Consider the following 26,230-nt stretch of genomic DNA (forward strand, 5'->3'; position numbering starts at 1 on the left):
AACTTGAATTAGCCCGATACCTCAATAAAGCCATGCGTACCACGCTTGGATTTAACGGCTAGCCAGTCTTTTAATTGTCTTAACTCTTCAGTTTCTTCCAACTCCTCCAGGCTTTGCTTGTTTTTTAACAAGCGAAATGCCGCTGAAAGCACTTTATAACGATCTCCGGTAATGCCTGCCCGTCTTAAACCTACGCTATTTAATTTGTAGTGACGGGCCGGTCGCCCACCAATCAACATAAACGGCATGACATCCATATTAAGTCCGGTTGTGCCCTGCACTATCGCAAAAGAACCGATCCGACAAAACTGGTGCACGACCACAGCGCCGCCCATAAAAACATTATTGCCCACTTCTACGTGACCACCTATCGCCACATTATTGGCAAATATCGTGTTGCTGCCGATACTACAATCATGAGCAACATGACTGTTATTCATAAAATAACAACCCGAACCAATACGAGTTGTACCATTCTCTTTAGAAGACCTGTGCGCAGTAAAGCCTTCCCTGAAATTATTATTATCGCCAATAATTAACCAGGAAACCGTCTCGGCCTTAAAACTGGTATCTTGCGGCAAGCCGCCCAACACCGCATGTGGATGTAAAATATTGCCGGAACCCATTTTTACCCGACCGTGAACTACCGCATGAGCACCAATCTCGCAATTTTCACCCATCTCAACGCCACTTTCAATAACGGCAAAAGGGCCAACGGTAACGGCGTCTCCCAGTACAACATCAGGCGCTATGCAAGCAGTCGGGTGAATATTTTGAGCCATATTAATTATCCTCTGGGATGATATTTTGAATGTAATTCTTTTAAGCGTTCGCGGGCAATATGGGTATAGATTTGGGTAGTCGATAAATCAGCATGCCCCAATAATAACTGCACAACGCGTAAGTCTGCACCGTGATTTAACAAATGTGTCGCAAAAGCATGCCTTAAAGTATGTGGCGACAACTCTTTATTAATACCGGCTTTTTTGGCATGACGTTTGATAATATGCCAAAAAGCCTGTCTTGTCATGCCCCCAGCCCGGTTAGTGACAAACAAATAGTCGCATTGTCGCTCACCTAAAGTGGTTTTTCTGGCCTGATTCATATAACCTTCCATCCAGCTCATGGCTTCTTCACCAACCGGTACCAAACGCTCTTTATTGCCTTTGCCAATTATTCTGACTACGCCTTGCCTGAAACTAATTTGTGCAAATTTTAAACCAACCAGCTCTGATACCCTAAGTCCCGTTGCATAAAGCATTTCCAACATGGCTTTATCTCTAAAACCAAGCGCATTAGTTACTTCGGGAGCATTCAATAATAATTCGACATCATGCTCGGAAAGCGACACCGGTAAAGCACGACCGATATGAGGCGCTTCTATTAATGCCGTAGGATCAATGGTTAACCGGTTTTCGCGGATGTAATAACCATAAAAGCGACGCAGACTGGATAAAATACGTGCAGAAGATCGGTTGCCTATACCGGCTTTATATCGACTTGCCAAAAACTTTGATAAATCACTGGTATCAACTTCCAACAGGGATTTATCCGCCAACCATTTGGCAAAAATCCTCAAATCACTACCGTAGGCAGAAAGGGTATTTTCACTCAAACCCTGCTCTACCCAGACAGCATCAAGAAACTGGTCTATTAAAACATGAGCTGTCATTTTTTATGGGTTGCCTCATAAGTCAATAGTTTATTTTTGATCGCCATAAAATCGCCTTGTGTTTGTCCGCAATAGCCCCCCATGCCCGAAACGGATACAACACGATGACAGGGAATAATAACGGGATAAGGATTATCCCTGCAGGCATTGCCGACAGCTCGCGCAGACGAATCAATTTTTTTTGCTAATGCCGAATAAGTCATGGTTTCTCCAAAAGGAATATTACCCAGTGCAGCCCAGACTTTATGACGATAGGCACTACCTTGTTTTAACAATTTAATATTAATATGTTTATCGGTATTTAACCAATTTTGGTTAAATTGTTCCTGTAGGTCAGGGTCTTGAGTATAAAGATCATCATCAGACGCCCAGTCTGCTTTACAAATAATGCCTTGCTGGCAGTGTAAAACCAATTGACCTGCCGGAGTAGAAATTTTAATAACTTCCACAGCTCCATAACACGCTTCCATCCACTGAATTTCAAATGACATTAAGTATATTTCTCCAAGGCTATCTACTGAAATTATTCCACCAAAATTGATAATTTTAATTCTATTCTGTCAGCAGATTTAGCTAATGGGCAAAAGGTGGGTATATCAATGCTATTAATATCACTGATTTTATCAGCTTTGTCACCTAAAGAAACCTCACGTTGCTTAAGAAAAACGGATGCTGAAAAATGGATATGGCACTATTTAACACCACCAACAACCTTGTTTTTGGCCAGGCATTTTTGATAAAGGCGCGTCTGTACCATGCAAGGTAATAGTGACCGGAATTTTTAGCCATGTCCCCAAAAACGCCGTAGCGTTGCCATCGAAATAAGCAAAATTCACAGTAATAATATTAATTTTTTTAGAGGTTTTGTCAGCGTAAAAAACAATCCAGTGCCATAAAAAACCATTACAAGATTTAAATAAGCCGGGATCTGGTAAAAAACGGGAAAAGTAGACCGATATGCCTTGCTGTTCTTCGTAACTATTGCATTGCTTTTTAAAAATGCGGCCGCCGGTAACGTACTAATCCCTAAATAAGAAAACCAGGGCTCCGATAAGACGAATATAACAGGCATTTGCTATGCTGCCCTAAAGCAAAAGATGCCACAAATTCACAAGTTATAAACAGGTTTACGTTATGAAGCTGTGGCTGTTTATTTATTACGAGTCCTCTAAAACATTAGACATCTTTCCTAAATAATTGACATAGAATTTGGCTTTGATAGGGTTAAAATAGCGATCTACCTCTGAAAACACGGATAGCCATGACTCCTTATGCCCAATTGCCAAGACACAAGCCTGAAGAATTTTTAAGGACTGTCGGCCTGTCACCAGAAGATTTTCTGCATCTTCACGGTAAGCTGGTGACTTACCTGGACGAACAAAAAGTCCTTAATCCACTGACTAGACGGGGACGAAAAGACTCCAAGATGGCTTTGGAAGACCGCTTGTTACTGACACTCTATTATCTTCGTCACTATCCGACGTTGATAAATCTGGCTGCGGTCTTCGACATCAGCGAATCGTATTGCCATAAAATCTATACTCGCACTGTAAGACTATTGATCAAAATCGAAAAACTGCCCAACCGCAAAGCACTGTTGGAAGATCCCGCAGCTACCGTGGTCATTGATGTTTCGGAGCAGCCTATCGAGCGCCCTGTTAAAAACCAGAAAGCGTACTTTTCAGGAAAAAAAACGCCACACGATCAAAGTCCAACTCGTGATCTGCCTATTGACGATGACTATACTCTCCGTAGTGATAGGTAAAGGTCAACAGCATGATTTTTCGATCTTCAAAGATAGCCGTCTATTGTTACATCCTGATGCCCTGTTGTTGGCGGATTCCGGATACCAAGGGATAAAGAAACACCATCAGAACTCGACTCTACCGGTTAAAAAGAAAAAAGGCCAACCGCTTTCGGCAGAAGACAAAGCCGATAATAAGGCACTATCAAAACAGCGTATTTTTATTGAGCATGTTAATCGCCGATGCAAAATTTTCAGGATTGCCAAAGATGTTTATCGGGGCAAACACAAGCATTACTCCTTGACATGGAATTTAGTGGCTGCTCTTGTTAACTTACGCTATGGCTGTATTTAGGAAAGATGTCTATTATTTGCCCCTCTACCAATAGCATAATAAGTGATGCCTTGCTTCTTGAGTAATTCAGGCTGATATAAATTTCTGCCATCAAAAATCACCGTATCTTTTAAGGTATTTTTTATCAAGTCAAAATCAGGGCTCCAAAAATTTTTCCATTCTGTGACTACAATTAAGGCATTTGCACCCTGTAATGCATCTTCAGCGGTTTCAACTAACGTTAAACCTGGTTTGTCACCATAAATTCGCTTAGCTTCAGCCATAGCTTCAGGATCAAAGGCTCTAACATCGGCACCTGCATTAATTAGTGCCTCGATAATAACACGGCTTGGTGCATCTCTCATATCATCAGTTTTTGGTTTAAATGCCAAGCCCCAAAGTGCAAAGGTTTTACCCTGTAAGTCACCCTTGTAATGCTGAATAATTTTATTAAATAAAACCTGTTTTTGGCGGTCATTGACATTTTCAACCGCATTCAGCAATTCTGCTTTATAGCCCATTTGTTGGGCTGTACGTTCCAAGGCTTTAACATCTTTAGGAAAACAGGAACCGCCATAGCCACAGCCCGGATAAATAAAAGAATAGCCAATGCGAGAATCTGAACCTATACCATTTCTAACGTGCTCTATATCGGCTCCCAACAACTCAGCCAGATTGGCCAATTCATTCATAAAGCTAATTTTTGTGGCTAACATGGCATTAGCAGCATATTTGGTTAATTCCGCCGAACGCACATCCATGGTTATAATACGCTCATGACTACGATTAAATGGTGCATAGAGCGCTTTTAACAACTCTGCCGTTCTTGGATTATCGGTGCCGACAATAATGCGATCCGGCTTCATAAAATCATTAATCGCTGCCCCTTCTTTTAAAAACTCGGGATTTGATACGACATCAAAGTCAATGGCTACACCACGCTTTTTTTGCCCTTGAAGAATGGTTTCCTTGACTTTATCTGCTGTGCCAACCGGCACTGTCGATTTATCGACAACAATACGATATTCATTCATATTTTCTGCGATGGATTTGGCCACCGCTAAAACATATTGTAAATCAGCCGCACCATCTTCATCGGGTGGTGTACCTACTGCTATAAACTGAAAAACACCATGATTAACGGCTTCTTGAATATCAGTGGTAAATCTTAGTCGTCCAGCCTGTTGATTATCTTTAACCAGTTCTTCAAGCCCTGGCTCATAAATCGGAATAATGCCATTTTTTAAATTTTCAATTTTTTGTTGATCGACATCAATACATAAAACGTCATTACCAACCTCGGCCAGACAAACTCCTGTTACCAATCCTACATAACCAGAGCCAAATACTGTTACTTTCATTTTTATTCCCTAAGATTGTATAATTAATTGAGCATAGATATTTTTTTATAAAAACTGATACTTCTGGTCCAATTCCTTTCATGTTCCATATACAAACGGTCTGCTACTCTTAGCAGTTATAATTGTTGTGAAAGGCTTAACAAATCAAGGATGTGTCCGACTCTACATCATCAGCAAAATGCTCTATATTAACCGTAGTAGGTATAACCGTTATTTATCATGCTTGCATACCCCGTCAGCCAATATCGACATGCAATCCCTCGCATATTATCGTGATAACAATCCAAAAAACCCGACATTCATAAACTACAGGGATATTGTATTTTTTGGCGACTTTCAATATCGCCAAGCCATTTAATGCCGGAGAATAAGCATGGCGTATATCAGGATTTATTTCGGGGATAATTTCATCCAGCCATTTTGCTAGGGACTGAACAATAGCCCATTAATTAAAAGAAGGTATTTTTGCAAACAGACCTTTAGGCTTTTCTAAACAGAAAAAAGTAAAGCCGTCCATCTCTTCTATACGAACAATGGTAATTGCATGTTTAGGAGCGTTAGCATGGAAAGTTTGCCAGCCCGGTTTTTGCTGTTGCCCTAAAATGACTTTGGTACGAGTAGTACATCCGTTGTGTAATAATATTGAATAATCAGGAATATGAAGAATTTTCATACTGCGTTAATAATAGTTAAGGTAATTAACAATTAATGCCCTTCTTTTCCCTGCGCACATCTAAATGCTTTACTCCTCCCTTAATAATTCGACGCTTTTTCCCACACCGTCTTCTGTAATCAGCTTTTTATGTTGTAATTATTGATTACTCATAAATAAACGTTAAAAATAAATTTAAGTGATATCTAAAAATAGATATAACCAGGGGACGCAGGATTTTATTATTATTCAACACTTGCCAATACAGATGTTTGCTCCTGCAATATCTGTATTCACCTCATACCTGTCGATTATACAGGAGCTAAGTAGTAATAGATGACGGAGGTAAAATCGCATCTGGAACAGCGATCGAAGACACCGACAGTAAACCCCCATAAGAGACGCAGGAACAGTTGCCGAGACGGGAAAATAGCCTCGTAGTTGGCTACCTAACTATTTTAACAATACAGAAAATAAATAAAAATACCAATAAACTGGGTATATTTTTCGTAGGAAATGACTTTAAGCTTTATATTAAGTCCATTTAGCAGTAATCGCTAAAATAAATTCGGCTAATCTACCGGTAAATCAAGAATATGCCAACACTAAATTTTGATATGTTTATTCGTAAAATTATTATAGTTTATAATTGTTACAATAAAACCCACCAACCCAATCAATTATGAAACCAATATTAATCGTTAGCACTGTTCAACAACCTTGCAATGAAGATGGGCAAACAAACCTGGAATTTTCCATTGCAAAAATACATGAAGCCGCAGCGGCCAATGCAGATCTGGTGGTATTACCAGAACTGCATTTAGGGCCCTATTTTTGTCAAAATGAAGATTATAATAATTTTGATCTTGCTCAAGAAATTCCTGGTCCTGCAACTGAAATTCTGTCAACCGTAGCCAAGAAATTAAAAATTGTCATCGTCTCAACTATTTTTGAAAAAAGAGCACCCGGACTCTATCATAATACTGCCGTGGTTTTTGATAAGGATGGCAGTATAGCCGGTAAATACAGAAAAATGCATATACCCGATGACCCGGGGTTTTATGAAAAATATTACTTCACTCCCGGTGATCTAGGTTTTAAACCCATAGAGACTTCTATAGGTAAATTAGGCGTGTTAATTTGCTGGGATCAATGGTTTCCAGAAGCAGCCAGATTAATGGCTTTAGCTGGCGCAGAAATTTTAATATACCCTACAGCGATAGGCTGGGATCAGCTGGACTCAAAAGAAGAACAGCAACGCCAACTGGATGCCTGGATTACTATTCAACGCTCTCATGCAGTTGCCAATGGTATTCCGGTTATTGCCTGCAATCGGGTAGGCTTTGAACAAGCACCTGATTCAGCAACAGGAATAAACTTCTGGGGGAATAGTTTTATTGCCGGCCCTCAAGGCGAAATAAAAACCCAGGCTAATGATTCAGAAACAAAACTGTTAACGGCAAAGATTGACAGATCTCATACTGAGCGGGTCAGACAAATATGGCCCTATTTACGTGACCGTAGAATTGATGCTTATGGTGATTTAAGCAAACGTTTTATCGATTAACAATAACAGCAACCCGTCTTATAAATTTGTAAGACGGATTCGTCTACCTCTAAGTGCTTAGCAAACTCTAAATTTCAAATTCAGAGCGGTCTCGACCTTCATTCATAAAGGTTTGCAACCATGTCGGCATTACCCCGCGACCTGTCCATGTTTTTTCCGGATCATTGGGATGACGATATTTAACCGCCACTTTACTACCTTTACGCGCTGGTTTTTTATCCGTTTCGTATATATCTACTGCAACATCAATAGATGCAGCTAAGTCTTTAATCTGCGCTATGACGTCTTTACGCTTATTTGCTTGAATAATTTTTAACGCTTTTTCTGCGTTATCAATAATGGCCTGTAATTCACTTTCTGAAAGACTTTGATAATCGGTCATTGTTCCCTTAATAATAAAAATTTTTGAATAATGTTACCGTAATGAGCATGTGTTTTTAAAAGTCATATTTGTTATAAATAAGCTAACTATTAATTATTTTATAATGTTTTAGATTCAGCGCCACACTTATTCATAATTAATACTAAAATCTATCTGATTTAATATCTGACCGGATTCATCAACCAACCTTGCAATCCAATTAGTTTTTATATTATAAATAAATAACTGTCTACTTGATGTCCGCCAATTATCATTTGATATATTAACTTTTTTTCTGGTGATAAGCGTACCATCGAGTAGCCACTCATGATAAATCGTGCGGTCTTTCATTCCCGATAATTCAACAAAATAATAAATCGACGTTGATTTTGTTTTACTCAACGTTAAAGGCAGTGTTATTTTACCTACCGGTTCATTATTATTAATATTAAAAGTCAGTAACGCTCTGGTAATGGTTATGTTTTTATTAAAATCCATGTTTGGCTTAACCGGTATCTTAATAACTTCTTCAGACAATACAGCTTGGGATTTTAAATCGGTATTTTCAGCATTCGGCTTAAAAAAAAACCACAATGCCGTTATCAATAAAATAACACCGAGCAAAGCCAATAATATCCGTTTAATATTCCATTCCGTTATTATTTTTGATGTGGAAAGACCATCCTCGGTTTTTTTACCATTACCGGGATATTTAACCTTAATTACAATACTTTTTTTGTCTTCCATAAAATGGCCTGATGAATGTCGCTATCAAGTACGATAGCAAATTAAACGTGTTTATCTTCCTCATTAGTGCGAACAAGAAGATGGATATCGAAAGCCATATAAGGTTCAACACAACAAATTTAAACCAGAGCTCGGCAGGTTTTTTATGCATACCGAATCTATTTTTTATACCGGGCAAGCTACTGTAGAACCGAAATTTAAAGCAGTAACGGGGTTGCTCCGTTACTGCATTTTTCGCTAAACCTTGTGATAAATATCAGCACCTTCATCAAGAAACTGTTTGGATTTTTCATTCATGCCTTTAATTAACGCCTCTTGCTCATCTTTAATGCCTTTTTCCTTTGCATAATCACGCACATCCTGACTGATTTTCATCGAGCAAAAATGCGGACCACACATGGAACAAAAATGGGCAACTTTTGCTGAATCTTTCGGCAAGGTTTCATCATGAAATTCACGGGCTTTTTCAGGATCAAGTCCAATATTAAACTGATCTTCCCAACGAAACTCAAAACGGGCTTTAGACATCGCATTATCACGGGCTTGGGCGCCAGGATGACCTTTTGCCAAATCAGCCGCATGAGCGGCAATTTTGTAAGTTACAATGCCTTCACGGACATCCTGCTTATTCGGCAAACCCAAATGTTCTTTTTGGGTAACATAACAAAGCATGGCACAACCATACCAACCGATATTTGCAGCACCTATAGCTGACGTAATATGATCATAACCGGGAGCAATATCCGTAGTCAATGGCCCCAAGGTATAAAAAGGCGCTTCTCCACATTCTTCCAGTTGCTTTTCCATATTGACTTTAATCATATGCAAAGGTACATGACCCGGACCTTCAATCATGGTTTGCACATCGTGTTTCCAGGCGATTTTTGTTAATTCGCCCAAGGTTTCCAGCTCACCAAATTGCGCTTCATCATTGGCATCATAGATTGATCCCGGACGTAAACCGTCACCTAATGAAAAAGAGACATCATAAGCTTTCATAATTTCGCAGATTTCTTCAAAATGCGTATACAGAAAACTTTCTGTATGGTGTGCCAGACACCATTTAGCCATGATGGAGCCGCCACGCGAAACAATACCCGTCATACGTTTTGCCGTTAAAGGTACATGGTGCAAGCGGACTCCGGCATGGATAGTAAAGTAATCTACGCCCTGCTCTGCCTGCTCGATCAAGGTATCACGAAAGATTTCCCACGTCAGGTCTTCAGCTTTACCATTCACTTTTTCCAACGCTTGATAAATTGGCACGGTACCGATAGGCACTGGTGAATTACGTAAAATCCATTCACGGGTTTCATGAATATTTTTACCGGTCGATAAATCCATGATGGTATCGCCGCCCCAACGTATACCCCAGAGCATTTTTTCCACTTCTTCATCGATAGAGGAAGTAACTGCCGAATTGCCTAAATTACCATTAATTTTTACCAGAAAATTACGACCTATAATCATCGGTTCCAATTCAGGATGATTAATGTTGGCTGGAATAATCGCCCTGCCTCTGGCTACTTCATCACGGACAAATTCAGCAGTAATGGCTTCAGGTATTGAGGCACCAAAAGAATCTCCAGGATGTTGACCTTTCCACAAATGGCGCATTTCTTCCATTTTCTGGTTTTCACGAATGGCGATAAATTCCATTTCCGGAGTAATGATACCCAGGCGTGCATAATGCATTTGCGATACATTGGCACCGGCTTTGGCACGACGTGGTTTACGGATATGTTCAAAACGCAGATCAGCGGTCGCCGGATCTTCCAGACGCTGACGGCCAAAATCAGAACTGGGACCTGTTAATTCTTCAGTATCATTTCTTTCTTCAATCCAGGCTGATCGAATTGAACCCAAGCCTTTTTTTAAATCAACCTCGACATTGGGGTCAGTATAAACACCGGAAGTATCGTAAACATAAAGCGGGCCGTTTTTTTCTACAGCACCAAAGTGAACCGGCGTGTCGGATAAGGTAATCTTACGCATGGGGACTTGTATGTCAGGGCGACTGCCTTGTACATAGATTTTTTCTGATGCGGGATAGGAATCAATTTTTACACTACCGGCAGTAGTCTCAGTAACATCTTTTAAAACAGCGCTCATAGCTTTACTCCAATAACAATAAAACAAGGCGCAGGGAAGTTGGGGCTTTCCTACGCCGGTATTAACCGGGGTCAGGTTCAAAGGGTTTCTCTCAGCCTCTCGTTTCTGCGCAATGCGTGGAAACAGGGAAGCACCCCTAGCCTTTACGGATGTGGCACTAAGTTAAAGTATAATGCTCCGGATTGCAAGTATAGTCAGCATCATTATTCTTGTAAACGCCTTATAAAACAAATGGTTTTAATCCAGCGAATTAACGCCTTTTTAAGTATCGGTAAGCTTAATAATCAATGATTTACATTTAATCATAGCGATATTTTTAGGATATTTGAGGCATTTTTTATATCATAGTCGGTCGAAAGTGATTGATTATTGATTGGCAAAAAGATGATAAGCTCATTTTTGCCCTGCTCATACACTGTAAATAAACTATTTAGTTAGGATGGTCTGTGAAAATTTCTGTTGTTGTTCCCGTTCATAATGAAGCCGACAATATTGTCCCTTTAATTGAAGAGATAGTTAGTGCGATGAGTCAGGCTAAAGCCTATGAAATTATTTATGTTGATGACGGGAGTAACGACCAGACAACAGCCGTTCTAAAACAGGCACTTCAAGATTTTAAGGCACTGAAAGTCATTCGACATGAGCAAAGTTGCGGACAAAGCACCGCTATTCATACCGGTGTTAAAGCGGCAAACTACCCCTGGATTGCTACTCTGGATGGTGATGGTCAAAATGATCCTGCCGATATTCCCCGTTTATATGAAGTTTTAACACGAGAAAGAGAAACAATCGACAATTTATGGATGGTTGCCGGATGGCGAAATAAACGTCATGACTCTGCTTGGCGGCTTTTTTCATCCAAACTGGCTAACGGAGTACGGGCTCGCTTGCTGGGAGATAATACCCCTGACACTGGTTGCGGCTTAAAGGTATTTTCAAGGGATCGTTTTTTGGGTTTACCTTATTTCGATCATATGCATCGTTTTTTACCCGCCTTGATTCTAAGGTCCGGTGGCCAGGTAATTTCTGAGCCGGTAAATCATAGATCCAGAACAAGCGGTCAATCAAAATACGGGACTTTAGATCGTCTTTGGGCGGGGATTATTGATTTATCCGGGGTCATTTGGCTACAGAACCGCGCAAAACTGCCAGTAATTAAAGAAGTCGAAGAGTAACGCAGCTCGATTTTTTAGATAAAAATACTTTAATTTTTTAATCGCCACGAGAAACACGAAGAAAAATAAAACTTCGTGTTCCCGGCAGTGGTACTTATAACGTGCCGTACTACCCGTTATTACATTTTATACTTTTTGGTTAACTCTTTAAGGTAAGCTAAAAAACCATCTTTTAATTCTCTGTTCAATAATGCCAGCTCTACATTCGCTATTAAAAACCCCAGCTTGGAGCCACAATCATAACGTGTACCTTCGAACTCGTAAGCCAACACGGGTTCATCATTTAATAAATCAGCAATGGCATCAGTTAACTGAATTTCACCACCAGCGCCCCTGCCTGTTTTTTTGATTTTATCAAAAATTGCCGGCGTTAAAATATACCGACCCACTACAGCCAAATCTGAGGGGGCATCTTCCGGCTTTGGTTTCTCAACAATTATTTCTATTGGTGCTGATTTTTCTGAAAAATCGGCAGTTTTAACAATACCATAACTACCTGTTTCTGATGGATCAACCCGTTCTACGCCAAGAATGGAAGTATGTTTTTGTTCATATAATTTAACCATCTGCGCCATACAACCCCGACCGGCATCTTCGATTAAATCATCGGCCAATATCACCGCAAAAGGTTCATCGCCAATAACCGGTCTGGCGCAATAAACCGCATGACCCAGACCTAATGCCTCGGATTGCCTGATAAAAATACATGACACATGCGGAGGCACAATATCCTGAATCAACTTTAATATTTCAGTTTTATTTTTTGATTCCAGCTCTTTTTCAAGTTCATAGGCCTTATCAAAATGATCGGTTATTGCATTTTTACTACGCCCGGTAATAAAAACCATGGTATCAATACCTGCGGCAACAGCTTCTTCCACAGCGTATTGAATTAAGGGCTTATCAACAATCGGCAACATCTCTTTAGGGATACCCTTAGTTGCCGGTAAAAAACGTGTTCCTAAACCGGCCACGGGAAAAACTGCCTTGGTGATTTTCTTACTCATTAATTATTTCCTTTTTATTCAAATTATTAAAACACAAGACCGGTAAAGATACCGGTCTGTAAAAAACCGGTATCTAATACGCTCACAATCTTCGTCGCCATTACACCATTTTTTACTTTATACGAGATCAAATACGTCCGTATTCGTCGCCAAAGCGCACGATATCATCTTCTCCGAGATAACTTCCCGATTGTACCTCAACGATTTCCAAAGGAATAACACCTGGATTTTCAAGACAATGCACAATACCCAAGGGAATATAAATAGATTCATTTTCAGTAATTAACAACTTTTCCTCACCCTTGGTAACCAAGGCAGTTCCTTTAACGACAACCCAATGCTCGGCACGATGATGATGTTTCTGTACCGATAATTTACCGCCCGGCTTAACCACAATCCTTTTGGTCTGATGGCGCTCACCCGTATCAACCAAATCATAATGTCCCCAGGGACGGTAGGCTTTACGGTGAATATCCGCTTCGCTACGGCCACGTTCTTTTAACTGGGCAACAATTTGTTTAACTTCCTGAACCCTGTCTTTGGGCGAAATCATCACTGCATCATCGGTTTCGACAATGACCAGATCATGAGCACCAATAACCGCAACCAGTTTACTTTGCGCATGGATAAATGAATTGTGGGTATCAACTGTCAATACGTCGCCACTAATGGCATTACCAAAAGTGTCTTTTTCGGTCACGTCCCATAAAGCGGACCACGACCCTACATCGTTCCAGCCGGCATCCAAGGGAATAACAACGGCCTTATCCGTTTTTTCCATGACAGCGTAATCAATAGAATCAGCAGGACAGGTAGCAAATAGTTCTCTATCCAAACGGATAAAATCCAGATCAACTTTTGCCGCGTTAAGGGCTTGACGGCATATTGCCAACATCTTCGGATTAAATTTCTCCAACTCACTGAGAAAACTTCCCGCCTTAAAGGCAAACATCCCGCTATTCCAATAATAACCGCCACTCTGGAGATAGCGTTTTGCCGTATCTACATCCGGTTTTTCAACAAAAGCGGCCACACCAAAAGCGGCTCCATGTTGTACAGTATCTGCCTTGATATAACCATATCCGGTTTCAGGTTCGGTAGGTACTATACCAAAAGTCACCAAAAAGCCCTGTTCTGCCAAGGCTTTTGCCTGAACGATTGCGGAATGAAAAGCAACCAGATTGGAGATAACATGATCCGCAGGTAATATTAATAATATATCATCTTCGGATGTTGCTGTTAATGCCGCCATAGCAACTGCAGGAGCAGTGTTTCTGCCTGTTGGCTCAAGAATAATAGCGGCTGGTTTTGCACCTATCTCCCATAATTGTTCCGCCATCATAAATCGATGATCTTCATTACATACCGCAAGCGGTGCTTTCAATCCGTCAATTCCATCCAACCTGAGCAGGGTTTCCTGAACCATCGTATGACTTGAAACCAGTGGTAGAAATTGTTTGGGATAGTGTCCGCGAGAAAGTGGCCAAAGTCTTGTTCCTGAGCCACCCGATAAGATAACGGGAATCATAATGTTGTTTTCCTTAAAAAAAGTAGATGTAGCAAAATAGATGAAATCAATTGGACGTATTTAAAATTCTCTTAACTGACTGTTTGGCTTTAGCAGACAATATCTTTAATAACGCCTCGCTGCATAAGCAGGTTTAACACTTTTTTAACACTTTCCTCCAAAGTTAATTCATGAGTATTTACAACCAGCTCAGGCATTCCTGGTGTTTCGTATGGGGAACCAATACCCGTAAAAAAAGGGATTTTTCCAGCCCTGGCTTTTTTATACAGACCTTTTACATCTCTTTGTTCGCAAGTTTCGATGGGGCATTGGCAATATATTTCCAAAAAATCACCGTGCGGAACTCGTTTTCTGGCGTCATCACGATCTGCTTTAAAGGGTGAAATAAAAGCCGCTAAGGTAATAACACCCGCTTCTATCATTAACTTTGCCAACTCACTAACACGCCTGATATTTTCAATCCGATCACTATCACTGAAGTCCAAATCGCCGCACAATCCATGTCGAACGTTATCACCATCAAGCACAATAGTTGAAATACCGACTTTATGTAAATATTCTTCTACTGCATGAGCCAACGTAGATTTACCAGACCCGGATAATCCGGTAAACCAGATGATAACACTTTTATGTTTATGCAGTGCTTCCCTGTCGGCGCGTGTTATGGTCGCATGATGCCATAAAGTATTTGTGCTTTTTTTTGTCATTGGATTTGATAATGTACCTAAATATTAATTAACCAGACCTTAAGTATATTTTTTTGCAAAGGCTGCAATAAATATTGGCAACTCAGCAAGAGGCAGATGATTAACGCCTGCTGCGCCTTTACGACCTCCACCTGTGGCAAAGGATGAACATAACTCATCAGCTCCCACTTTATTGGCTATTGGTGCCCTGACACTAACCTGATAGCCACCTTGTGAATTATAACTTAAGACGGCATGAGCACGTGTTGGACTTTCATTGGCCAGTTGATTACCGAATACACCGCTAATTCGTCTGGCCCAAAAGGCATCCGGCAAAATATAGACGCTAACAGTAGCAGTTTGATATTCAGGCTTAATATTCCGCGCATGACTCATATCATCTTTATATCCCGTCAATAATTGTTCATAAATAATTTGATTATCAACGATAAAGTCAAAAGGTGATGAATAAGGAACTAATTCACGATAAAGCGCATCCGGTGCAAAATGTAAATCACTAATACAGTTACCATAACCGTTATAGTTAATATAAATGCCCAAATTTTTAAGTTGCTGAAGTTGGTAGTCAGATAATGACAAGCTTTGGGCAGCCTGTTCTGCGCTGTCAATCAGGTTATCGCCAAAAGCTGCAGTTACCGCCCATGCCCGGTATTTTCCGCCAAGATATTGATCAACCAGTAAACTGGTACAGGTATTTGCTGCGGTATTGATAATCGTTTTGAGATTGGGGTGTTGCGGAATGTCACCTGACTCGTGGTGATCGACATAAAATACAGTAACGCCTTGCCGGAGAATTATATCCAGGGCCAGATGATTTTTTTTTAAAGAAATATCCAATACGGTAACAGAATCATTTTTTTGAACGATCAGATCTTTTAATAATTGAATATCCCTTTTTACACCGGTAACCAACCTGGATTGAGCCGGTTGCGCCAAACGCAACTGCACAAGAGCACAGATACCATCAGCGTCGCCATTAAATATATCAATCTGCAAGCTTTTCTCCTTTTTTCATGTTGGGTTTATTTTACTCGATGAATATGTCAATTGAAAAACATCATAACTGGAAAAGCTTTATTGCCTGTAGAATGCCGGTAATAAAAACAAATTATTCTGTTACTAATGACCACTCACTCCTCCTATGTAAATTTACGTTTTATTTCCGAATCTTTTAAACGTTTTTTACCCAATTCCCAAGCTGTTTCACTGGTAATTATATTGATTGTCAGTTTTGCACTCATTTATTCCTTATCCAGTATATTAATGCCTGTTTTTGCATCTATTGTGCTGGCCTATTTACTGGAAGGACTGGTGGGCAAGTCAGAAGATTTAGGAATGTCACGTTTACCTGCAGTATATCTAATTTTTTCAGGTTTTATGGCTTGCTTGGGTTTTTTATTGTTTTATTTGATGCCTATCGTTTCTCAACAAGCTGTCGAACTTATTCAAAATATTCCGGAAATTATTAACAGTGCCAAAACGGGGGTTATGCGTTTACCTGAAATGTATCCAAAATTGATTTCAGAAAGCAAATTTCAACTAATGTTGTTTGCAATTCAGCGAGAATTATTAACTTATGTTCAAAATGGCTTGTTGTCGCTTTCAGCCGCCTCAGTCGTCGGCATAGTTAGCGCAATGATTTATTTGTTTTTGGTACCCATGATGGTTTTTTTCTTTTTGAAAGATAAAAAGACATTAATTACCTGGTTTTTGCAATTTATGCCAAAGAACAGAAATCTGACTGTACGGGTATGGAAAGAAGTTGATATTCAGATTGGTAATTATGTGCGCGGCAAGTTTGTCGAAATATTTATTCTCTGGTTTGTCAGTTACGCAACTTTCGCAACAATGGATCTGAATTATGCCATGCTACTGGCTGTATTAATGGGCTTACAGGTAATTATTCCTTATATTGGCGCAACGTTGGTGACTTTTCCGATACTTGGTGTCGCTTATTTTGAGTGGGGCTTAAGTGGTGATGATTTTATGTACATAGTTATTGCATACTCGATTATCCAGGCTTTAGATGGCGTTGTGTTAGTACCGGTATTATTTTCTGAAGCTGTTAACTTGCATGCTATCGCGATTATCGTCGCTATTTTGTTTTTTGGAGGCGTATGGGGCTTTTGGGGAGTGTTTTTTGCTATTCCCTTGGCAACTGTCGTTAAAGCGGTTTTAACTGCATGGCCACGCATTGATGATAAAACTTTGGAGACTAATTAGCCGATACCGACTTACTTAAAAGGCTAATTACCCATTAAGGTTTCAACATGAACAGCAACACTCGTCGCTAGTGCTTCAAGGTTATAACCACCTTCCAATGTGGAAATAATTCTGCCATGACAATAGCGGTCAGCAATATGCATCAATTCTTGGGTAAGCCAACGAAAATCATCTTCTATTAGTTTAATTGATGATAACGGATCATCTTTATGAGCATCAAAGCCGGCTGAAACAAGCAATAATTCGGGTTTGAAATTTCTTAATGCCGGTAAAATAATACTGGTGTATTTTTTTCTGAATTCGATACCGCTATCACCTGCGGTGAGAGGGACATTAACAATGTTACCAACACCAATTTCTGTTGGATAACCTGTCCCGGGATAATTGGGCATCTCATGACTGGATGCATAGAGAACATTGGGTTGATTATAAAAAGCCGCTTGTGTGCCATTGCCATGATGGACATCAAAATCGACAATTGCAATACGCTCCAGATGATAATGACGGCGCGCATATTCAGCGGCAATCGCGACATTATTAAACAAGCAAAAACCCATCGCCAAGTCCGGTTCGGCATGATGGCCGGGCGGGCGCACCGCACAAAAAGCATTGTTTGCCTTGCCCGTCAGAACGTTATCAATGGCATCACAAACAGCACCTACCGCACGAAAAGCGGCCTCTTTTGATCCAGGCGACAATACCGTATCATGATCCAGATAATATTCGCCTTGTTTGGGTATTGCTGCCAGAATGCCCTCAATATGAAACAATGGATGAATCAGCCTGATTTGCTGTTCGGTACCCAGTGGTGCCAGCATTCTGATTAGATTTGAAAACTCCGGAGCTTCCAAGGCACTGGTTATGTTTCTAAGTCGATCAGGACATTCAGGGTGATCGGCACCGGTTTCATGAAAAAGAAAATCCGGATGGCTATAATAGAGTGTTGTCATAACATCTCGCTTTGGAATAAATAACCAACTTAAAGATATTAATTCACCACGAAGACACGAAGTTCACGAAGTTCACGAAGTTCACGAAGTTCACGAAGTTCACGAAGAAAAACCAAAGCAAAATCTTCGTGTCTTCGTGGTGAAATGTCTTAAGTTGATGTCTAGGAAGCTGTCCGGGAATAGAGAACCTACTGCGGAAAAGCCATTTCGGCCAGATTTTCCGCTCATTTTTGTTAAATAGAACAACTATTCGCCTCAAATGACCAAAAAATCTGACTCAAAATGGCTTTCCCTCGCTACGACTCCTATTCTCGGACAGCCTCCTAGCGCACCACCCCCGGATTGATTTTAGTACAATCCCAACTGCAGCTGTGCCACTTCCGACATCATTTCCCTGGACCAGGGCGGATCAAGAACAACTTCTACATCAACGCTGGCAACACCCGGCAACGCACGAATACATTTTTCTACATCACCCTGTATAACCGGCCCCATACCACAACCAGGAGCCGTTAAGGTCATCATAATATGGACGGCGTTTTTATCATCATCCACAGGCTTTACGTTACAGTAATAAACCAGGCCGAGATCAACAATATTTACCGGAATTTCCGGGTCATAAACCGTTTTCATCACTTCCCAGCAATTTTTTTCAACAGCTTCAGGACTGGTTTCTGATACCAAGGTATGCAATTCAAGATGCTCTTTACCCAGAGCATCGGCATCGACACCGGCAATACGTACCATATGACCACGGTCGGTAACAACCGTGTAGTTATTACCAAGAGACTGGTGGATAGTCACTTGCTCGCCTTGTTTTAAAATATCAGGCGTACCGTCAGGGATGGTAACAATATTAACATCCCTGGTTAAAACAAAGCTTTCTCGTTCTGCCATAATAATAAATTATAAGTGAAAGGTTGGGGCCTCAATCGTCTGGCCGGTTACACCAATACTTTGAGAGCCAAATAAATACAGGTAAGCGGGGACTAATGATTCCATAGTAGGTAATTTGGCTTTATCTTCTGCCGGATAGGCCCGTTTTCTTAAGGGTGAATCAACAGCACCGGGTACCAAGATATTTACCCGAATTTTGTTGGCAGCTTCCAGCTCTTCAGCCAGTATTTTAGCCAAACCCTCCATAGCTATTTTAGACACGCCATAAGCGCCTGAGTAAGCGTGCGCTTTTCTGGCTGAAGAATCTGACGTAAAGACAATAGAGGCGTGTTGGCTTTTTTCCAATACGGGCAATAACATCCGGGTTAATATAAAAGCGGCATTTAAATTGACGTTTAAAGTATGTCCCCACTCTTTGGTACCGAATTGGCAGAGCGGCGTAAAAGAGCTGAATTCTACTGCTGAATGTAGCAGTCCTTGCAAGGAACCGTATTCTTCATTAATTTTATTGGCCAATTCCTGGTACTCGTTTTCATTGGCACCAGCAAGATCAAACGGATAAATAACCGGTTCGGGCGCATTTGCCGCCAAAATTGCATCGTAAACCGCTTCCAATTTGGCAATATTTTTATCCAGTAAAATAACGTGAGCGCCGTTTTTTGCCAATGCCAAAGCCGCTGTACTACCAAGACCACCGCCAGCACCAGTAATTAAAATAACGTGATGTTTTAGTGTCATAGTGCAGCGCGTATCCAGATTGCCAGTTGTTCAGGAGATTCAATCAGGGCATCAGCACCCCATGTTTCCGGCATATCGCCAGGATTAATGTAACCATAAAGAGCAGCCAGTGTTTTCATTTGGGCATTTTTTCCCGCCGTAATATCATGAGGTGCATCACCGATATAAACACATTCCTGCGGATTAACACCGGCTTTTTTGCAGGCAGCCAACATAGGTTCGACATGAGGCTTAGGGTTTCCCGTCGTATCTCCGCTGATGATGCAAGCAGCTCGATCAGTAAGTTTTAGAGCAGCCATTAGTGGATTGGTAAATCGTTCGCGCTTATTGGTCACTACGCCCCATTTCAACCCGTGCGCTTCAATAGCATCAAGCGTGTCTAACATGCCGTTAAAAAAAACCGTGTGTTCGGCAATATTATTTTGATAAAAATCAAGCATGGTTTCCAAAATATCGGCCCGGAGCGCTTCTGTTATGGATTTATGCAAACTATTATTAATCATCGCAACAGCACCAAATGAAATACACGGCTTGACTGCCGCCGCAGTAACCGTCATAAAGCCATGCTGGCTTAAGGCTTTATTCAAACATAAAACCAGATCGGGCGCGGTATCGACCAAAGTACCGTCGAGGTCAAATAACACACAGGATAATTTGAAATCAGTCGACATCAGAACCTTTATTCCGTACGTTTAAAAGCAGCGATGTAATTAACATCAATGTCTTTTCCGAGGTTAAACTGTTTATTAAACGGATTGTATTCAATCCCGACCATGCCTTGTAACTCAAGACCTGCAGCACGTGCCGACTGACTTAGCTCAGAAGGTTTGATAAAAGTTTTATAATCATGCGTACCTTTAGGCAACATCTGCAGAACATGCTCCGCTGCAAGTATCGCTAATAAATAGGCTTTAGGTTTACGGTTGAGCGTAGAAAAAAATACCATACCGCCAGGTTTCACCAAAGTAGCACAAGCAGTAATGATCGAACCGGGATCAGGCACATGTTCCAGCATTTCCATACAAGTAACATGATCGAAACTTTCAGGCTGTTGCAATGCCAAGGCTTCAGCACTTATTTTTTGATAATGTGCATTGACGCCCGACTCCAGACCATGCAAATCAGCAATATCAATCAATTCTTCACTGAGATCAATACCCAAGGCATCAACACCGAGTTTGGCCAAACCTTCAGTTAAAATACCGCCACCGCAACCCACATCGACAATGCGTTTACCGGCAATATCCGCATAGCGCTGGATAAATTGCAGTCGTAACGGGTTGATATCATGGAGGGTTTTAAACTCTCCTTGCATATCCCACCAGCGCTCGGCCATTGAGCCAAATTTATTGATTTCGTGCAAGTGTACGTTGTCTTTTGCTGTCATCGTGCTAAACCGTTTTTTGTGTTGATATAGTTTACTATAATACTGGGTTATTCGTCATGTGTTGTTGTAACGAACGTTATTTTTTTAAGACAGCAAGCAAAATAACCGGCCGTCTTGAACACTAATCCGCTGCTTGTTCAAGCGCTTGAATTTTTGCTTCCATTAGCTTTATTTTTTTTAGTAGTTCAGGCAGTTTACTGAGTGCAATCTGCTCTTTATAAGCGGTTTTTTTGTCTTTTGCCGGACTACCAAAAACCTGAGTGCCGGCCTTTACATCACCTGCTACGCCGGAACGCGCCATTACCACAGCGCCTTGACCAATGGTGACATGATCTGCTACCCCTGAACTACCCGCCAGAATGGCATAATCTTCAATATTACAGGAGCCGGAAATACCGGTCAGGCCACACATAATGACGTTTTTCCCAACCTTGTTATTGTGGCCAATTTGCACCAAATTATCTATTTTAGTCCCTAATCCTATTAGCGTACTTCCCAGTGCACCTCTATCAATACAGGTATTGGCACCTATCTCAACATTATCATCAATAACCACATTACCTACTTGAGGCACCTTAACGTGTACATTATTTCTAAATTTATAACCAAACCCGTCAGCGCCAATAATTGACCCTGAATGAATAATGACATTGTTTCCTAGCACAGCATCATCGTAGATAACAGCATAGGGATAAATTTTGCAATTTTCACCCACGGTTACATTTTTCCCAACATAAACGCCTGCCAGTATGGTACTTCCATCCCCTATAATGGCATTTTCACCAATCACGGCAAAAGGTCCGATACAAACATTAGCTCCCAATGTCACATTATTTTCAAGCACTGCCTGAGCTGAAATATTCGGAGCATAAACCCTTGCTGGATGTAGTAACTCCACTGCCTTGATAAAACTGATCTCCGGATCAGCGCAAACCAGTAACGCCAAAGATTCAGGTATGTTATCAACGGCAAATCCTTCGGCAATAAAGCAGGCTGACGCAGTTGAATTTTTGATATGCTGGACATAGCGACGACTGGTTAACTGGGTAACCTGCCCCTCTTGTGCCGCTGTAATATCGGCTGCAGAATAAATAGCCTTAGTTAAATCGCCCCCTACAATCTGGGCATCACAAAAATCGGCAAGCTCTTTTAAGGTAATTGACATAGATGTCCCTGTGGTTGTTTTGTATGGTGTAGTGTATCAAATACCGCTATTCATTGGTTTGCTATAGTCTTTTCACGACCTGAATCCCGATAATAAACGGTCATTGATTGCGCTGCCAGTTTCCAGACTTGCCACCATCTTTCTGAAGTAACTGTACAGACTGGATGACCATGCCACGGTCGACGCCTTTACACATATCATAAATAGTAAGTAAGGCAATTTGAGTGGCACATAAGGCTTCAATTTCTACGCCGGTCTGACCGCTGGTTTTTACTGTGGTTTGGCAACGAATACGGTTTTTTTCAGTTTCAACCGTCAAATTTACTTCTACATGTGTGATTGACAGAGGATGGCAAAGCGGAATTAAATCTGCCGTTTTTTTACTGGCCATAATACCGGCAATTCTGGCTATAGCCAGCACATCGCCTTTTTTATGTTCACCGCGAAGAATTATCTGCAGCGTTGCCGAAAGCATTTCAATATAACCTTCAGTAATAGCGGTACGTTGAGTAATTGCTTTTCCGCCGACATCGACCATATGCGCTTCGCCAGCCTGATTAAAATGCGGTGTGTAAGTCATGTGTGTAAAATAGATAATGAAAAAAAGTGTTTTATTATCTATTGTTTCTTTAGCCCCGTGAATCATTATGTCAATTAAAGTACGTTACTTTGCCAGCTTAAAAGAAAGCGTGGGTCGCCCTGAAGACCAACTAACCGTTTTAAGCTTACTAACTGTTCATGAAGTCTGGAATTGTGCCAACCCTGAGAAATCATTACCCGACAACATCCTGGCAGCAGTAAATATGGACTATGTTGACTTGGATTACCTCGTTAAAGATGGCGATGAGGTGGCTTTTTTTCCACCAGTTACCGGAGGTTAAAAATGACCATAAAAATTACTACCCAAGCATTTGATCCCTTTCAAGAAATTCAAACTTATCAAGCGGATAAAATAGACAATATCGGCGCTATTGGTGCAACCAGTATTTTTATAGGTACCATGCGTGACTTTAATGAAGGTGTCACGGTTAAAGGTATGACTCTGGAATACTATCCCGGCATGACTGAAAAACAGCTGGAAAAAATTATTCTTGAAGCACAGCAGCAATGGCAACTGCTTGATAGCCTGGTCATTCATCGGGTGGGCGATATTTTGCCAACTGATGCCATCGTTTTGGTTGCTGTATGGTCATCCCACAGAGGCGATGCCTTTGATGCCAGTCGATATATTATGGAAGCCTTAAAATCAAAGGCACCATTTTGGAAAAAAGAACTATTGATAACTGCAGATGAGCGCTGGGTTACGCATAATAGTAATGGCTTCAAGCCTGATTAAATGACCAACAGTAACGGACCAGCTTCTTAATGGTCTTAACAAACTGTTACTGCTTTCGCGTTGAAAACAGCTAAAAAAAATCTGAATATAGCCATCAATCTTATGAAAATGCTGCAGCTAATAATTTCGACCCTGTTACTTACAGCCTTGTCGGGCTGTATGCCAATGACTTATCCACCTGGGGCAAAAAATACTACCGCCAGCCTCAGTGAAAATAATTTCCTGACTGAAGACGGTGCCAATTTACCCTTTCGCCATTGGCTGCCAAAAACTGATCCGCAGGCCATACTAATAGCATTGCACGGCTTTAATGATTACAGTTTGTTTTTTCAACGGCCGGGGGAATATTTCAGCCAACACGGTATAGCCAGTTTTGCTTACGATCAACGTGGCTTTGGTGCCGCCCCAAAACGTGGTTTGTGGGCAGGAACTCCAGCCTATACTGACGATTTACTGACAATGGTGCAACTGATAAAACAACGTTACCCCAATCGTCCCGTTTATCTGCTCGGTGAAAGCATGGGCGGTGCCATTATCATCAATGCCATGAGCCAGCCCGGCATGCCGGTTGTCGATGGCATTATTCTTGTCGCTCCGGCATTGTGGGCAAGGTCAACGATGCCTTGGTATCAAACCAGTTTGCTTTGGACACTGGCACATAGCTTGCCATGGCTAACGCTGACCGGTAAAGGCGTGCAAGTGATGCCCTCGGATAATATCGAAATGCTCAGGGCTTTGAGCCGTGATCCCTGGGTTATCAAAGCAACCCGGGTAGAAACCGTCTACGGACTGACCGATTTGATGGATGAGGCCTTTAATAGTGCCACACTGCTACACGGAAATACCTTGATGCTTTATGGTGAGAAAGACGAAATTATTCCCAAGCAACCGACCTACGAATTTTTACATAAATTTCTCGCGACCAACGCGACAGAAAAAACCGTAGCATTTTATCGACAAGGCTACCATATGTTATTGCGTGATTTACAAGCACCCACTGCCTGGAAAGATATTGCGTCATGGATCAGCAATAAACCCAAAAAGCTACCTTCCGGTGCGGATAACAGAGCGCGTGAGATATTAGTAGAGCTGGTTCCGAAAACGCCCAAAACAGAAGATTAACATTATCGCCTAATAATAGCGGCCAAGAGACTGTCCGAGAAGAGAAAATCGATTGCGAAAAAGCTACTTTGGCCCTGTTTTCCGTTCATTTTGTTTAAACAATGAGGAAACATCCCTTTGGGATGAAGCTAAAGACTGGGAAGGGGTCTGCATCCCCTCCCCAACCCGCACCCGATAAAGCAACGTCGCTTCGCTTGTTGCAGGGCACTCAATTCGGCCTAAAGGCCGAGGTTTAAATCAGCAAGGAAGTTTGATTAAAAGAGCTTCCCCTCGCTACCGTTCCTATTGTCGGAAAGCCTCCAGCAATTCACCACCGCCAACGCCGCTAAAAACAAAGAGTAACAAAACCCTCATTGAAAGCTTTCGAATGAGGGTTTTTATTGTACAAAAGATTTTTTATCGATTAACCTTTGTCCTTTAGGGACACCTATCTGTCACCATCATCCGAACACACCGCAAAAAATCCTATTTTTGAGAAAAAACCATCATGCAACCTTTTACCAATATTCGCGCACTCATCATTGATATGGACGGTGTTTTATGGCACGGCACTCAGCCGATACCAGGATTAACCGAGTTTTTTCAAACTCTGGCTGATCTGAAAATTCGCTTCATCCTGGCGACTAACAATGCTAGTTTAACGCCAGGCCAATATGTAACCAAGCTGGTACAAATGGGCGTAACCGTTACTCAAAAGCAAATTTTAACTTCAGGGACTGCTACTGCGCTATACCTGAGCAAGCAGGTTAATCCAGCTGAAACACGCGTGTTTGTTATCGGCGTGGACGGCGCTACGCAACCGCTTATTGATCATGGTTTTACGCTAACCGGCCTTTATGAAGTCAATAATGACAATGATACTCTAAAAATAGGCGCTGATATTGTCGTCTGTGGCAAAGATGAAACTCTAACCTGGGACAAACTGGCAACAGCCACACTGAATATTCGCGCGGGTGCAAAATTCATTGGCACCAATGCTGACACCACACTACCCACCGAACACGGCATCACCCACGGTAATGGAGCAATTCTGGCAGCGCTTGAGGTCGCCACTGGTGTAACACCGACCATTATCGGCAAACCGGAGCCCATTATTTATCAACAGGCTCTTGCCTTATTGGGCGTCGAACCCGATGAAACGGTAGCTATCGGTGATCGTCTGGAGACTGACATTCTTGGTGCAGTTCGTACCGGCATCCGCAGCATCATGGTACTAACGGGAATATCCACTAAAGACGATTTAAAAGTTGCAGATTATCAGCCAACCTGGGTTATGCCGGATATTAGTGCCATAACGAAAGCATTACGAGATCAGGCTGTATTATAACGACATCGTTGTCTGTAAGGCGTGCGATCCCTACTTAATTCAGAGCTCTATAAAATCCCTGGCCAAAACGGTTTACCCTAAACACCTTTATAAAGTCTTTTAAGATCAGAGCATTTTA

At 41.4% G+C, this 26,230-nt stretch carries 29 protein-coding genes and 1 riboswitch; of the genes, 9 read left to right on the top strand and 20 right to left on the bottom strand.

What is annotated here, in order from left to right; translation table 11 throughout:
- Positions 1 to 8 precede the first annotated feature (8 nt).
- From lpxA to KKZ03_RS18555, 4 genes are all read right to left on the bottom strand, one after another.
- Positions 9 to 782, bottom strand: a complete 774-nt coding sequence (gene lpxA / locus KKZ03_RS18540) for an acyl-ACP--UDP-N-acetylglucosamine O-acyltransferase (RefSeq protein WP_243218237.1) — start codon at positions 780 to 782, stop codon at positions 9 to 11.
- Positions 783 to 787: 5 nt separating this feature from the next.
- Complete coding sequence (gene xerD, locus KKZ03_RS18545; protein WP_243218238.1) at positions 788 to 1,672, bottom strand: site-specific tyrosine recombinase XerD; 885 nt, start codon at positions 1,670 to 1,672, stop codon at positions 788 to 790.
- Positions 1,669 to 2,163, bottom strand: coding sequence for a methylated-DNA--[protein]-cysteine S-methyltransferase (locus tag KKZ03_RS18550; protein ID WP_243218239.1), 495 nt, complete (start codon positions 2,161 to 2,163; stop codon positions 1,669 to 1,671). The genes xerD and KKZ03_RS18550 overlap by 4 nt, the downstream gene beginning before the upstream one ends.
- A 204-nt stretch (positions 2,164 to 2,367) precedes the next feature.
- Positions 2,368 to 2,508, bottom strand: a complete 141-nt coding sequence (locus tag KKZ03_RS18555; RefSeq protein ID WP_243218240.1) for a hypothetical protein — start codon at positions 2,506 to 2,508, stop codon at positions 2,368 to 2,370.
- 425 nt (positions 2,509 to 2,933) lie between these two features.
- Here KKZ03_RS18555 and KKZ03_RS18560 point away from each other — a divergent pair, with 425 nt between their 5' ends.
- Together KKZ03_RS18560 and KKZ03_RS18565 are read left to right on the top strand one after the other, a co-directional pair.
- Positions 2,934 to 3,437 carry a transposase family protein gene (locus KKZ03_RS18560; protein ID WP_243217091.1) on the top strand — a complete coding sequence of 168 codons (504 nt, stop codon included), beginning with the start codon at positions 2,934 to 2,936 and terminating at the stop codon, positions 3,435 to 3,437.
- Positions 3,391 to 3,771, top strand: a complete 381-nt coding sequence (locus KKZ03_RS18565; protein ID WP_243217090.1) for a transposase family protein — start codon at positions 3,391 to 3,393, stop codon at positions 3,769 to 3,771. The genes KKZ03_RS18560 and KKZ03_RS18565 overlap by 47 nt, the downstream gene beginning before the upstream one ends.
- Here KKZ03_RS18565 and KKZ03_RS18570 read toward each other — a convergent pair.
- Both KKZ03_RS18570 and KKZ03_RS18575 read right to left on the bottom strand, forming a co-directional pair.
- Entirely contained in the window at positions 3,768 to 5,111 is a 1,344-nt protein-coding gene (locus KKZ03_RS18570; protein WP_243218241.1) for a UDP-glucose/GDP-mannose dehydrogenase family protein, read from the bottom strand. The two genes, KKZ03_RS18565 and KKZ03_RS18570, sit on opposite strands and share 4 nt — an antisense overlap.
- 445 nt (positions 5,112 to 5,556) lie before the next feature.
- Entirely contained in the window at positions 5,557 to 5,784 is a 228-nt protein-coding gene (locus tag KKZ03_RS18575; protein WP_243218242.1) for a hypothetical protein, read from the bottom strand.
- 661 nt (positions 5,785 to 6,445) lie between these two features.
- On the opposite strand from KKZ03_RS18575, the gene KKZ03_RS18580 reads away from it, so the two are divergent.
- Complete coding sequence (locus KKZ03_RS18580) at positions 6,446 to 7,330, top strand: carbon-nitrogen hydrolase (RefSeq protein ID WP_243218243.1); 885 nt, start codon at positions 6,446 to 6,448, stop codon at positions 7,328 to 7,330.
- Between the two features lie 67 nt (positions 7,331 to 7,397).
- Here KKZ03_RS18580 and KKZ03_RS18585 read toward each other — a convergent pair whose 3' ends face one another.
- The 3 genes from KKZ03_RS18585 to thiC form a co-directional block, all read right to left on the bottom strand.
- On the bottom strand, positions 7,398 to 7,712 hold the full coding sequence (locus KKZ03_RS18585) for an H-NS family nucleoid-associated regulatory protein (RefSeq protein WP_243218244.1): 315 nt from the start codon (positions 7,710 to 7,712) through the stop codon (positions 7,398 to 7,400).
- Between the two features lie 126 nt (positions 7,713 to 7,838).
- Entirely contained in the window at positions 7,839 to 8,438 is a 600-nt protein-coding gene (locus KKZ03_RS18590) for a DUF2914 domain-containing protein (RefSeq protein ID WP_243218245.1), read from the bottom strand.
- 237 nt (positions 8,439 to 8,675) lie between these two features.
- Complete coding sequence (thiC, locus tag KKZ03_RS18595) at positions 8,676 to 10,550, bottom strand: phosphomethylpyrimidine synthase ThiC (protein ID WP_243218246.1); 1,875 nt, start codon at positions 10,548 to 10,550, stop codon at positions 8,676 to 8,678.
- A 30-nt stretch (positions 10,551 to 10,580) separates the two neighbouring features.
- Positions 10,581 to 10,698, bottom strand: a riboswitch (TPP riboswitch).
- A gap of 298 nt (positions 10,699 to 10,996) precedes the next feature.
- On the opposite strand from thiC, the gene KKZ03_RS18600 reads away from it, so the two are divergent.
- A complete protein-coding gene (locus tag KKZ03_RS18600; RefSeq protein WP_243218247.1) occupies positions 10,997 to 11,725 on the top strand; it encodes a glycosyltransferase family 2 protein in 729 nt (242 codons plus the stop codon).
- Between the two features lie 119 nt (positions 11,726 to 11,844).
- Here the strand turns inward: KKZ03_RS18600 and galU are convergent, their stop codons facing one another.
- The 4 genes from galU to KKZ03_RS18620 form a co-directional block, all read right to left on the bottom strand.
- Positions 11,845 to 12,732, bottom strand: a complete 888-nt coding sequence (gene galU / locus KKZ03_RS18605) for a UTP--glucose-1-phosphate uridylyltransferase GalU (protein WP_243218248.1) — start codon at positions 12,730 to 12,732, stop codon at positions 11,845 to 11,847.
- A 127-nt stretch (positions 12,733 to 12,859) separates the two neighbouring features.
- Positions 12,860 to 14,260: a mannose-1-phosphate guanylyltransferase/mannose-6-phosphate isomerase gene (locus KKZ03_RS18610; protein WP_243218249.1), complete on the bottom strand. Its 1,401-nt coding sequence runs from the start codon at positions 14,258 to 14,260 to the stop codon at positions 12,860 to 12,862.
- 89 nt (positions 14,261 to 14,349) lie between these two features.
- Positions 14,350 to 14,967 carry an adenylyl-sulfate kinase gene (gene cysC, locus KKZ03_RS18615; RefSeq protein ID WP_243218250.1) on the bottom strand — a complete coding sequence of 206 codons (618 nt, stop codon included), beginning with the start codon at positions 14,965 to 14,967 and terminating at the stop codon, positions 14,350 to 14,352.
- A gap of 39 nt (positions 14,968 to 15,006) precedes the next feature.
- Positions 15,007 to 15,963, bottom strand: a complete 957-nt coding sequence (locus KKZ03_RS18620) for a DHH family phosphoesterase (RefSeq protein ID WP_243218251.1) — start codon at positions 15,961 to 15,963, stop codon at positions 15,007 to 15,009.
- A gap of 126 nt (positions 15,964 to 16,089) precedes the next feature.
- Between KKZ03_RS18620 and KKZ03_RS18625 the strand changes: the two genes are divergently transcribed.
- Positions 16,090 to 17,190: an AI-2E family transporter gene (locus tag KKZ03_RS18625; RefSeq protein WP_243218252.1), complete on the top strand. Its 1,101-nt coding sequence runs from the start codon at positions 16,090 to 16,092 to the stop codon at positions 17,188 to 17,190.
- Between the two features lie 23 nt (positions 17,191 to 17,213).
- Here the strand turns inward: KKZ03_RS18625 and KKZ03_RS18630 are convergent, their stop codons facing one another.
- From KKZ03_RS18630 to moaC, 7 genes are all read right to left on the bottom strand, one after another.
- On the bottom strand, positions 17,214 to 18,140 hold the full coding sequence (locus KKZ03_RS18630) for a histone deacetylase family protein (protein WP_243218253.1): 927 nt from the start codon (positions 18,138 to 18,140) through the stop codon (positions 17,214 to 17,216).
- A 348-nt stretch (positions 18,141 to 18,488) separates the two neighbouring features.
- The gene (sufT, locus tag KKZ03_RS18635) at positions 18,489 to 19,037 is read right to left on the bottom strand and encodes a putative Fe-S cluster assembly protein SufT (protein ID WP_243218254.1); all 549 of its coding nucleotides are present in this window, start codon (positions 19,035 to 19,037) and stop codon (positions 18,489 to 18,491) included.
- Positions 19,038 to 19,046: 9 nt separating this feature from the next.
- Positions 19,047 to 19,775, bottom strand: a complete 729-nt coding sequence (locus KKZ03_RS18640) for an SDR family NAD(P)-dependent oxidoreductase (protein ID WP_243218255.1) — start codon at positions 19,773 to 19,775, stop codon at positions 19,047 to 19,049.
- Positions 19,772 to 20,446 (bottom strand): HAD family hydrolase, encoded by a 675-nt coding sequence (locus tag KKZ03_RS18645; RefSeq protein WP_243218256.1) that lies wholly within the window; start codon positions 20,444 to 20,446, stop codon positions 19,772 to 19,774. The genes KKZ03_RS18640 and KKZ03_RS18645 overlap by 4 nt, the downstream gene beginning before the upstream one ends.
- Before the next feature lie 8 nt (positions 20,447 to 20,454).
- The gene (ubiG, locus tag KKZ03_RS18650) at positions 20,455 to 21,162 is read right to left on the bottom strand and encodes a bifunctional 2-polyprenyl-6-hydroxyphenol methylase/3-demethylubiquinol 3-O-methyltransferase UbiG (RefSeq protein ID WP_243218257.1); all 708 of its coding nucleotides are present in this window, start codon (positions 21,160 to 21,162) and stop codon (positions 20,455 to 20,457) included.
- Between the two features lie 121 nt (positions 21,163 to 21,283).
- Positions 21,284 to 22,327 carry a UDP-3-O-(3-hydroxymyristoyl)glucosamine N-acyltransferase gene (lpxD, locus tag KKZ03_RS18655; RefSeq protein ID WP_243218258.1) on the bottom strand — a complete coding sequence of 348 codons (1,044 nt, stop codon included), beginning with the start codon at positions 22,325 to 22,327 and terminating at the stop codon, positions 21,284 to 21,286.
- 100 nt (positions 22,328 to 22,427) lie between these two features.
- A complete protein-coding gene (gene moaC, locus KKZ03_RS18660) occupies positions 22,428 to 22,907 on the bottom strand; it encodes a cyclic pyranopterin monophosphate synthase MoaC (protein ID WP_243218259.1) in 480 nt (159 codons plus the stop codon).
- Positions 22,908 to 22,974: 67 nt separating this feature from the next.
- On the opposite strand from moaC, the gene KKZ03_RS18665 reads away from it, so the two are divergent.
- The 4 genes from KKZ03_RS18665 to KKZ03_RS18680 all read left to right on the top strand — a co-directional run bounded on the left by KKZ03_RS18665 (position 22,975) and on the right by KKZ03_RS18680 (position 26,112).
- A complete protein-coding gene (locus KKZ03_RS18665) occupies positions 22,975 to 23,208 on the top strand; it encodes a MoaD/ThiS family protein (protein WP_243218260.1) in 234 nt (77 codons plus the stop codon).
- A gap of 2 nt (positions 23,209 to 23,210) precedes the next feature.
- Positions 23,211 to 23,663, top strand: a complete 453-nt coding sequence (locus KKZ03_RS18670) for a molybdenum cofactor biosynthesis protein MoaE (RefSeq protein ID WP_243218261.1) — start codon at positions 23,211 to 23,213, stop codon at positions 23,661 to 23,663.
- A gap of 159 nt (positions 23,664 to 23,822) precedes the next feature.
- On the top strand, positions 23,823 to 24,785 hold the full coding sequence (locus KKZ03_RS18675) for an alpha/beta hydrolase (RefSeq protein WP_243221675.1): 963 nt from the start codon (positions 23,823 to 23,825) through the stop codon (positions 24,783 to 24,785).
- Between the two features lie 487 nt (positions 24,786 to 25,272).
- Positions 25,273 to 26,112 (top strand): HAD-IIA family hydrolase, encoded by an 840-nt coding sequence (locus KKZ03_RS18680; protein ID WP_243218262.1) that lies wholly within the window; start codon positions 25,273 to 25,275, stop codon positions 26,110 to 26,112.
- Positions 26,113 to 26,230: the final 118 nt, after the last annotated feature.

This window comes from Methylobacter sp. S3L5C (assembly GCF_022788635.1).
GTDB lineage: Bacteria > Pseudomonadota > Gammaproteobacteria > Methylococcales > Methylomonadaceae > Methylobacter_C.

Coding starts and splice junctions, on each gene's coding strand:
- moaC (WP_243218259.1), bottom strand. CDS start 22,907: ATGACTTACACACCGCATTTTAATCAGGCTGGCGAAGCGCATATGGTC.
- sufT (WP_243218254.1), bottom strand. CDS start 19,037: ATGGCAGAACGAGAAAGCTTTGTTTTAACCAGGGATGTTAATATTGTT.
- lpxD (WP_243218258.1), bottom strand. CDS start 22,327: ATGTCAATTACCTTAAAAGAGCTTGCCGATTTTTGTGATGCCCAGATT.
- KKZ03_RS18575 (WP_243218242.1), bottom strand. CDS start 5,784: ATGAAAATTCTTCATATTCCTGATTATTCAATATTATTACACAACGGA.
- lpxA (WP_243218237.1), bottom strand. CDS start 782: ATGGCTCAAAATATTCACCCGACTGCTTGCATAGCGCCTGATGTTGTA.
- KKZ03_RS18590 (WP_243218245.1), bottom strand. CDS start 8,438: ATGGAAGACAAAAAAAGTATTGTAATTAAGGTTAAATATCCCGGTAAT.
- KKZ03_RS18640 (WP_243218255.1), bottom strand. CDS start 19,775: ATGACACTAAAACATCACGTTATTTTAATTACTGGTGCTGGCGGTGGT.
- KKZ03_RS18665 (WP_243218260.1), top strand. CDS start 22,975: ATGTCAATTAAAGTACGTTACTTTGCCAGCTTAAAAGAAAGCGTGGGT.
- KKZ03_RS18610 (WP_243218249.1), bottom strand. CDS start 14,260: ATGATTCCCGTTATCTTATCGGGTGGCTCAGGAACAAGACTTTGGCCA.
- KKZ03_RS18580 (WP_243218243.1), top strand. CDS start 6,446: ATGAAACCAATATTAATCGTTAGCACTGTTCAACAACCTTGCAATGAA.
- KKZ03_RS18645 (WP_243218256.1), bottom strand. CDS start 20,446: ATGTCGACTGATTTCAAATTATCCTGTGTGTTATTTGACCTCGACGGT.
- KKZ03_RS18680 (WP_243218262.1), top strand. CDS start 25,273: ATGCAACCTTTTACCAATATTCGCGCACTCATCATTGATATGGACGGT.
- galU (WP_243218248.1), bottom strand. CDS start 12,732: ATGAGTAAGAAAATCACCAAGGCAGTTTTTCCCGTGGCCGGTTTAGGA.
- KKZ03_RS18630 (WP_243218253.1), bottom strand. CDS start 18,140: ATGACAACACTCTATTATAGCCATCCGGATTTTCTTTTTCATGAAACC.
- KKZ03_RS18570 (WP_243218241.1), bottom strand. CDS start 5,111: ATGAAAGTAACAGTATTTGGCTCTGGTTATGTAGGATTGGTAACAGGA.
- KKZ03_RS18560 (WP_243217091.1), top strand. CDS start 2,934: ATGACTCCTTATGCCCAATTGCCAAGACACAAGCCTGAAGAATTTTTA.
- thiC (WP_243218246.1), bottom strand. CDS start 10,550: ATGAGCGCTGTTTTAAAAGATGTTACTGAGACTACTGCCGGTAGTGTA.
- KKZ03_RS18670 (WP_243218261.1), top strand. CDS start 23,211: ATGACCATAAAAATTACTACCCAAGCATTTGATCCCTTTCAAGAAATT.
- xerD (WP_243218238.1), bottom strand. CDS start 1,672: ATGACAGCTCATGTTTTAATAGACCAGTTTCTTGATGCTGTCTGGGTA.
- KKZ03_RS18550 (WP_243218239.1), bottom strand. CDS start 2,163: ATGTCATTTGAAATTCAGTGGATGGAAGCGTGTTATGGAGCTGTGGAA.
- KKZ03_RS18625 (WP_243218252.1), top strand. CDS start 16,090: ATGACCACTCACTCCTCCTATGTAAATTTACGTTTTATTTCCGAATCT.
- ubiG (WP_243218257.1), bottom strand. CDS start 21,162: ATGACAGCAAAAGACAACGTACACTTGCACGAAATCAATAAATTTGGC.
- KKZ03_RS18585 (WP_243218244.1), bottom strand. CDS start 7,712: ATGACCGATTATCAAAGTCTTTCAGAAAGTGAATTACAGGCCATTATT.
- cysC (WP_243218250.1), bottom strand. CDS start 14,967: ATGACAAAAAAAAGCACAAATACTTTATGGCATCATGCGACCATAACA.
- KKZ03_RS18675 (WP_243221675.1), top strand. CDS start 23,823: ATGCCAATGACTTATCCACCTGGGGCAAAAAATACTACCGCCAGCCTC.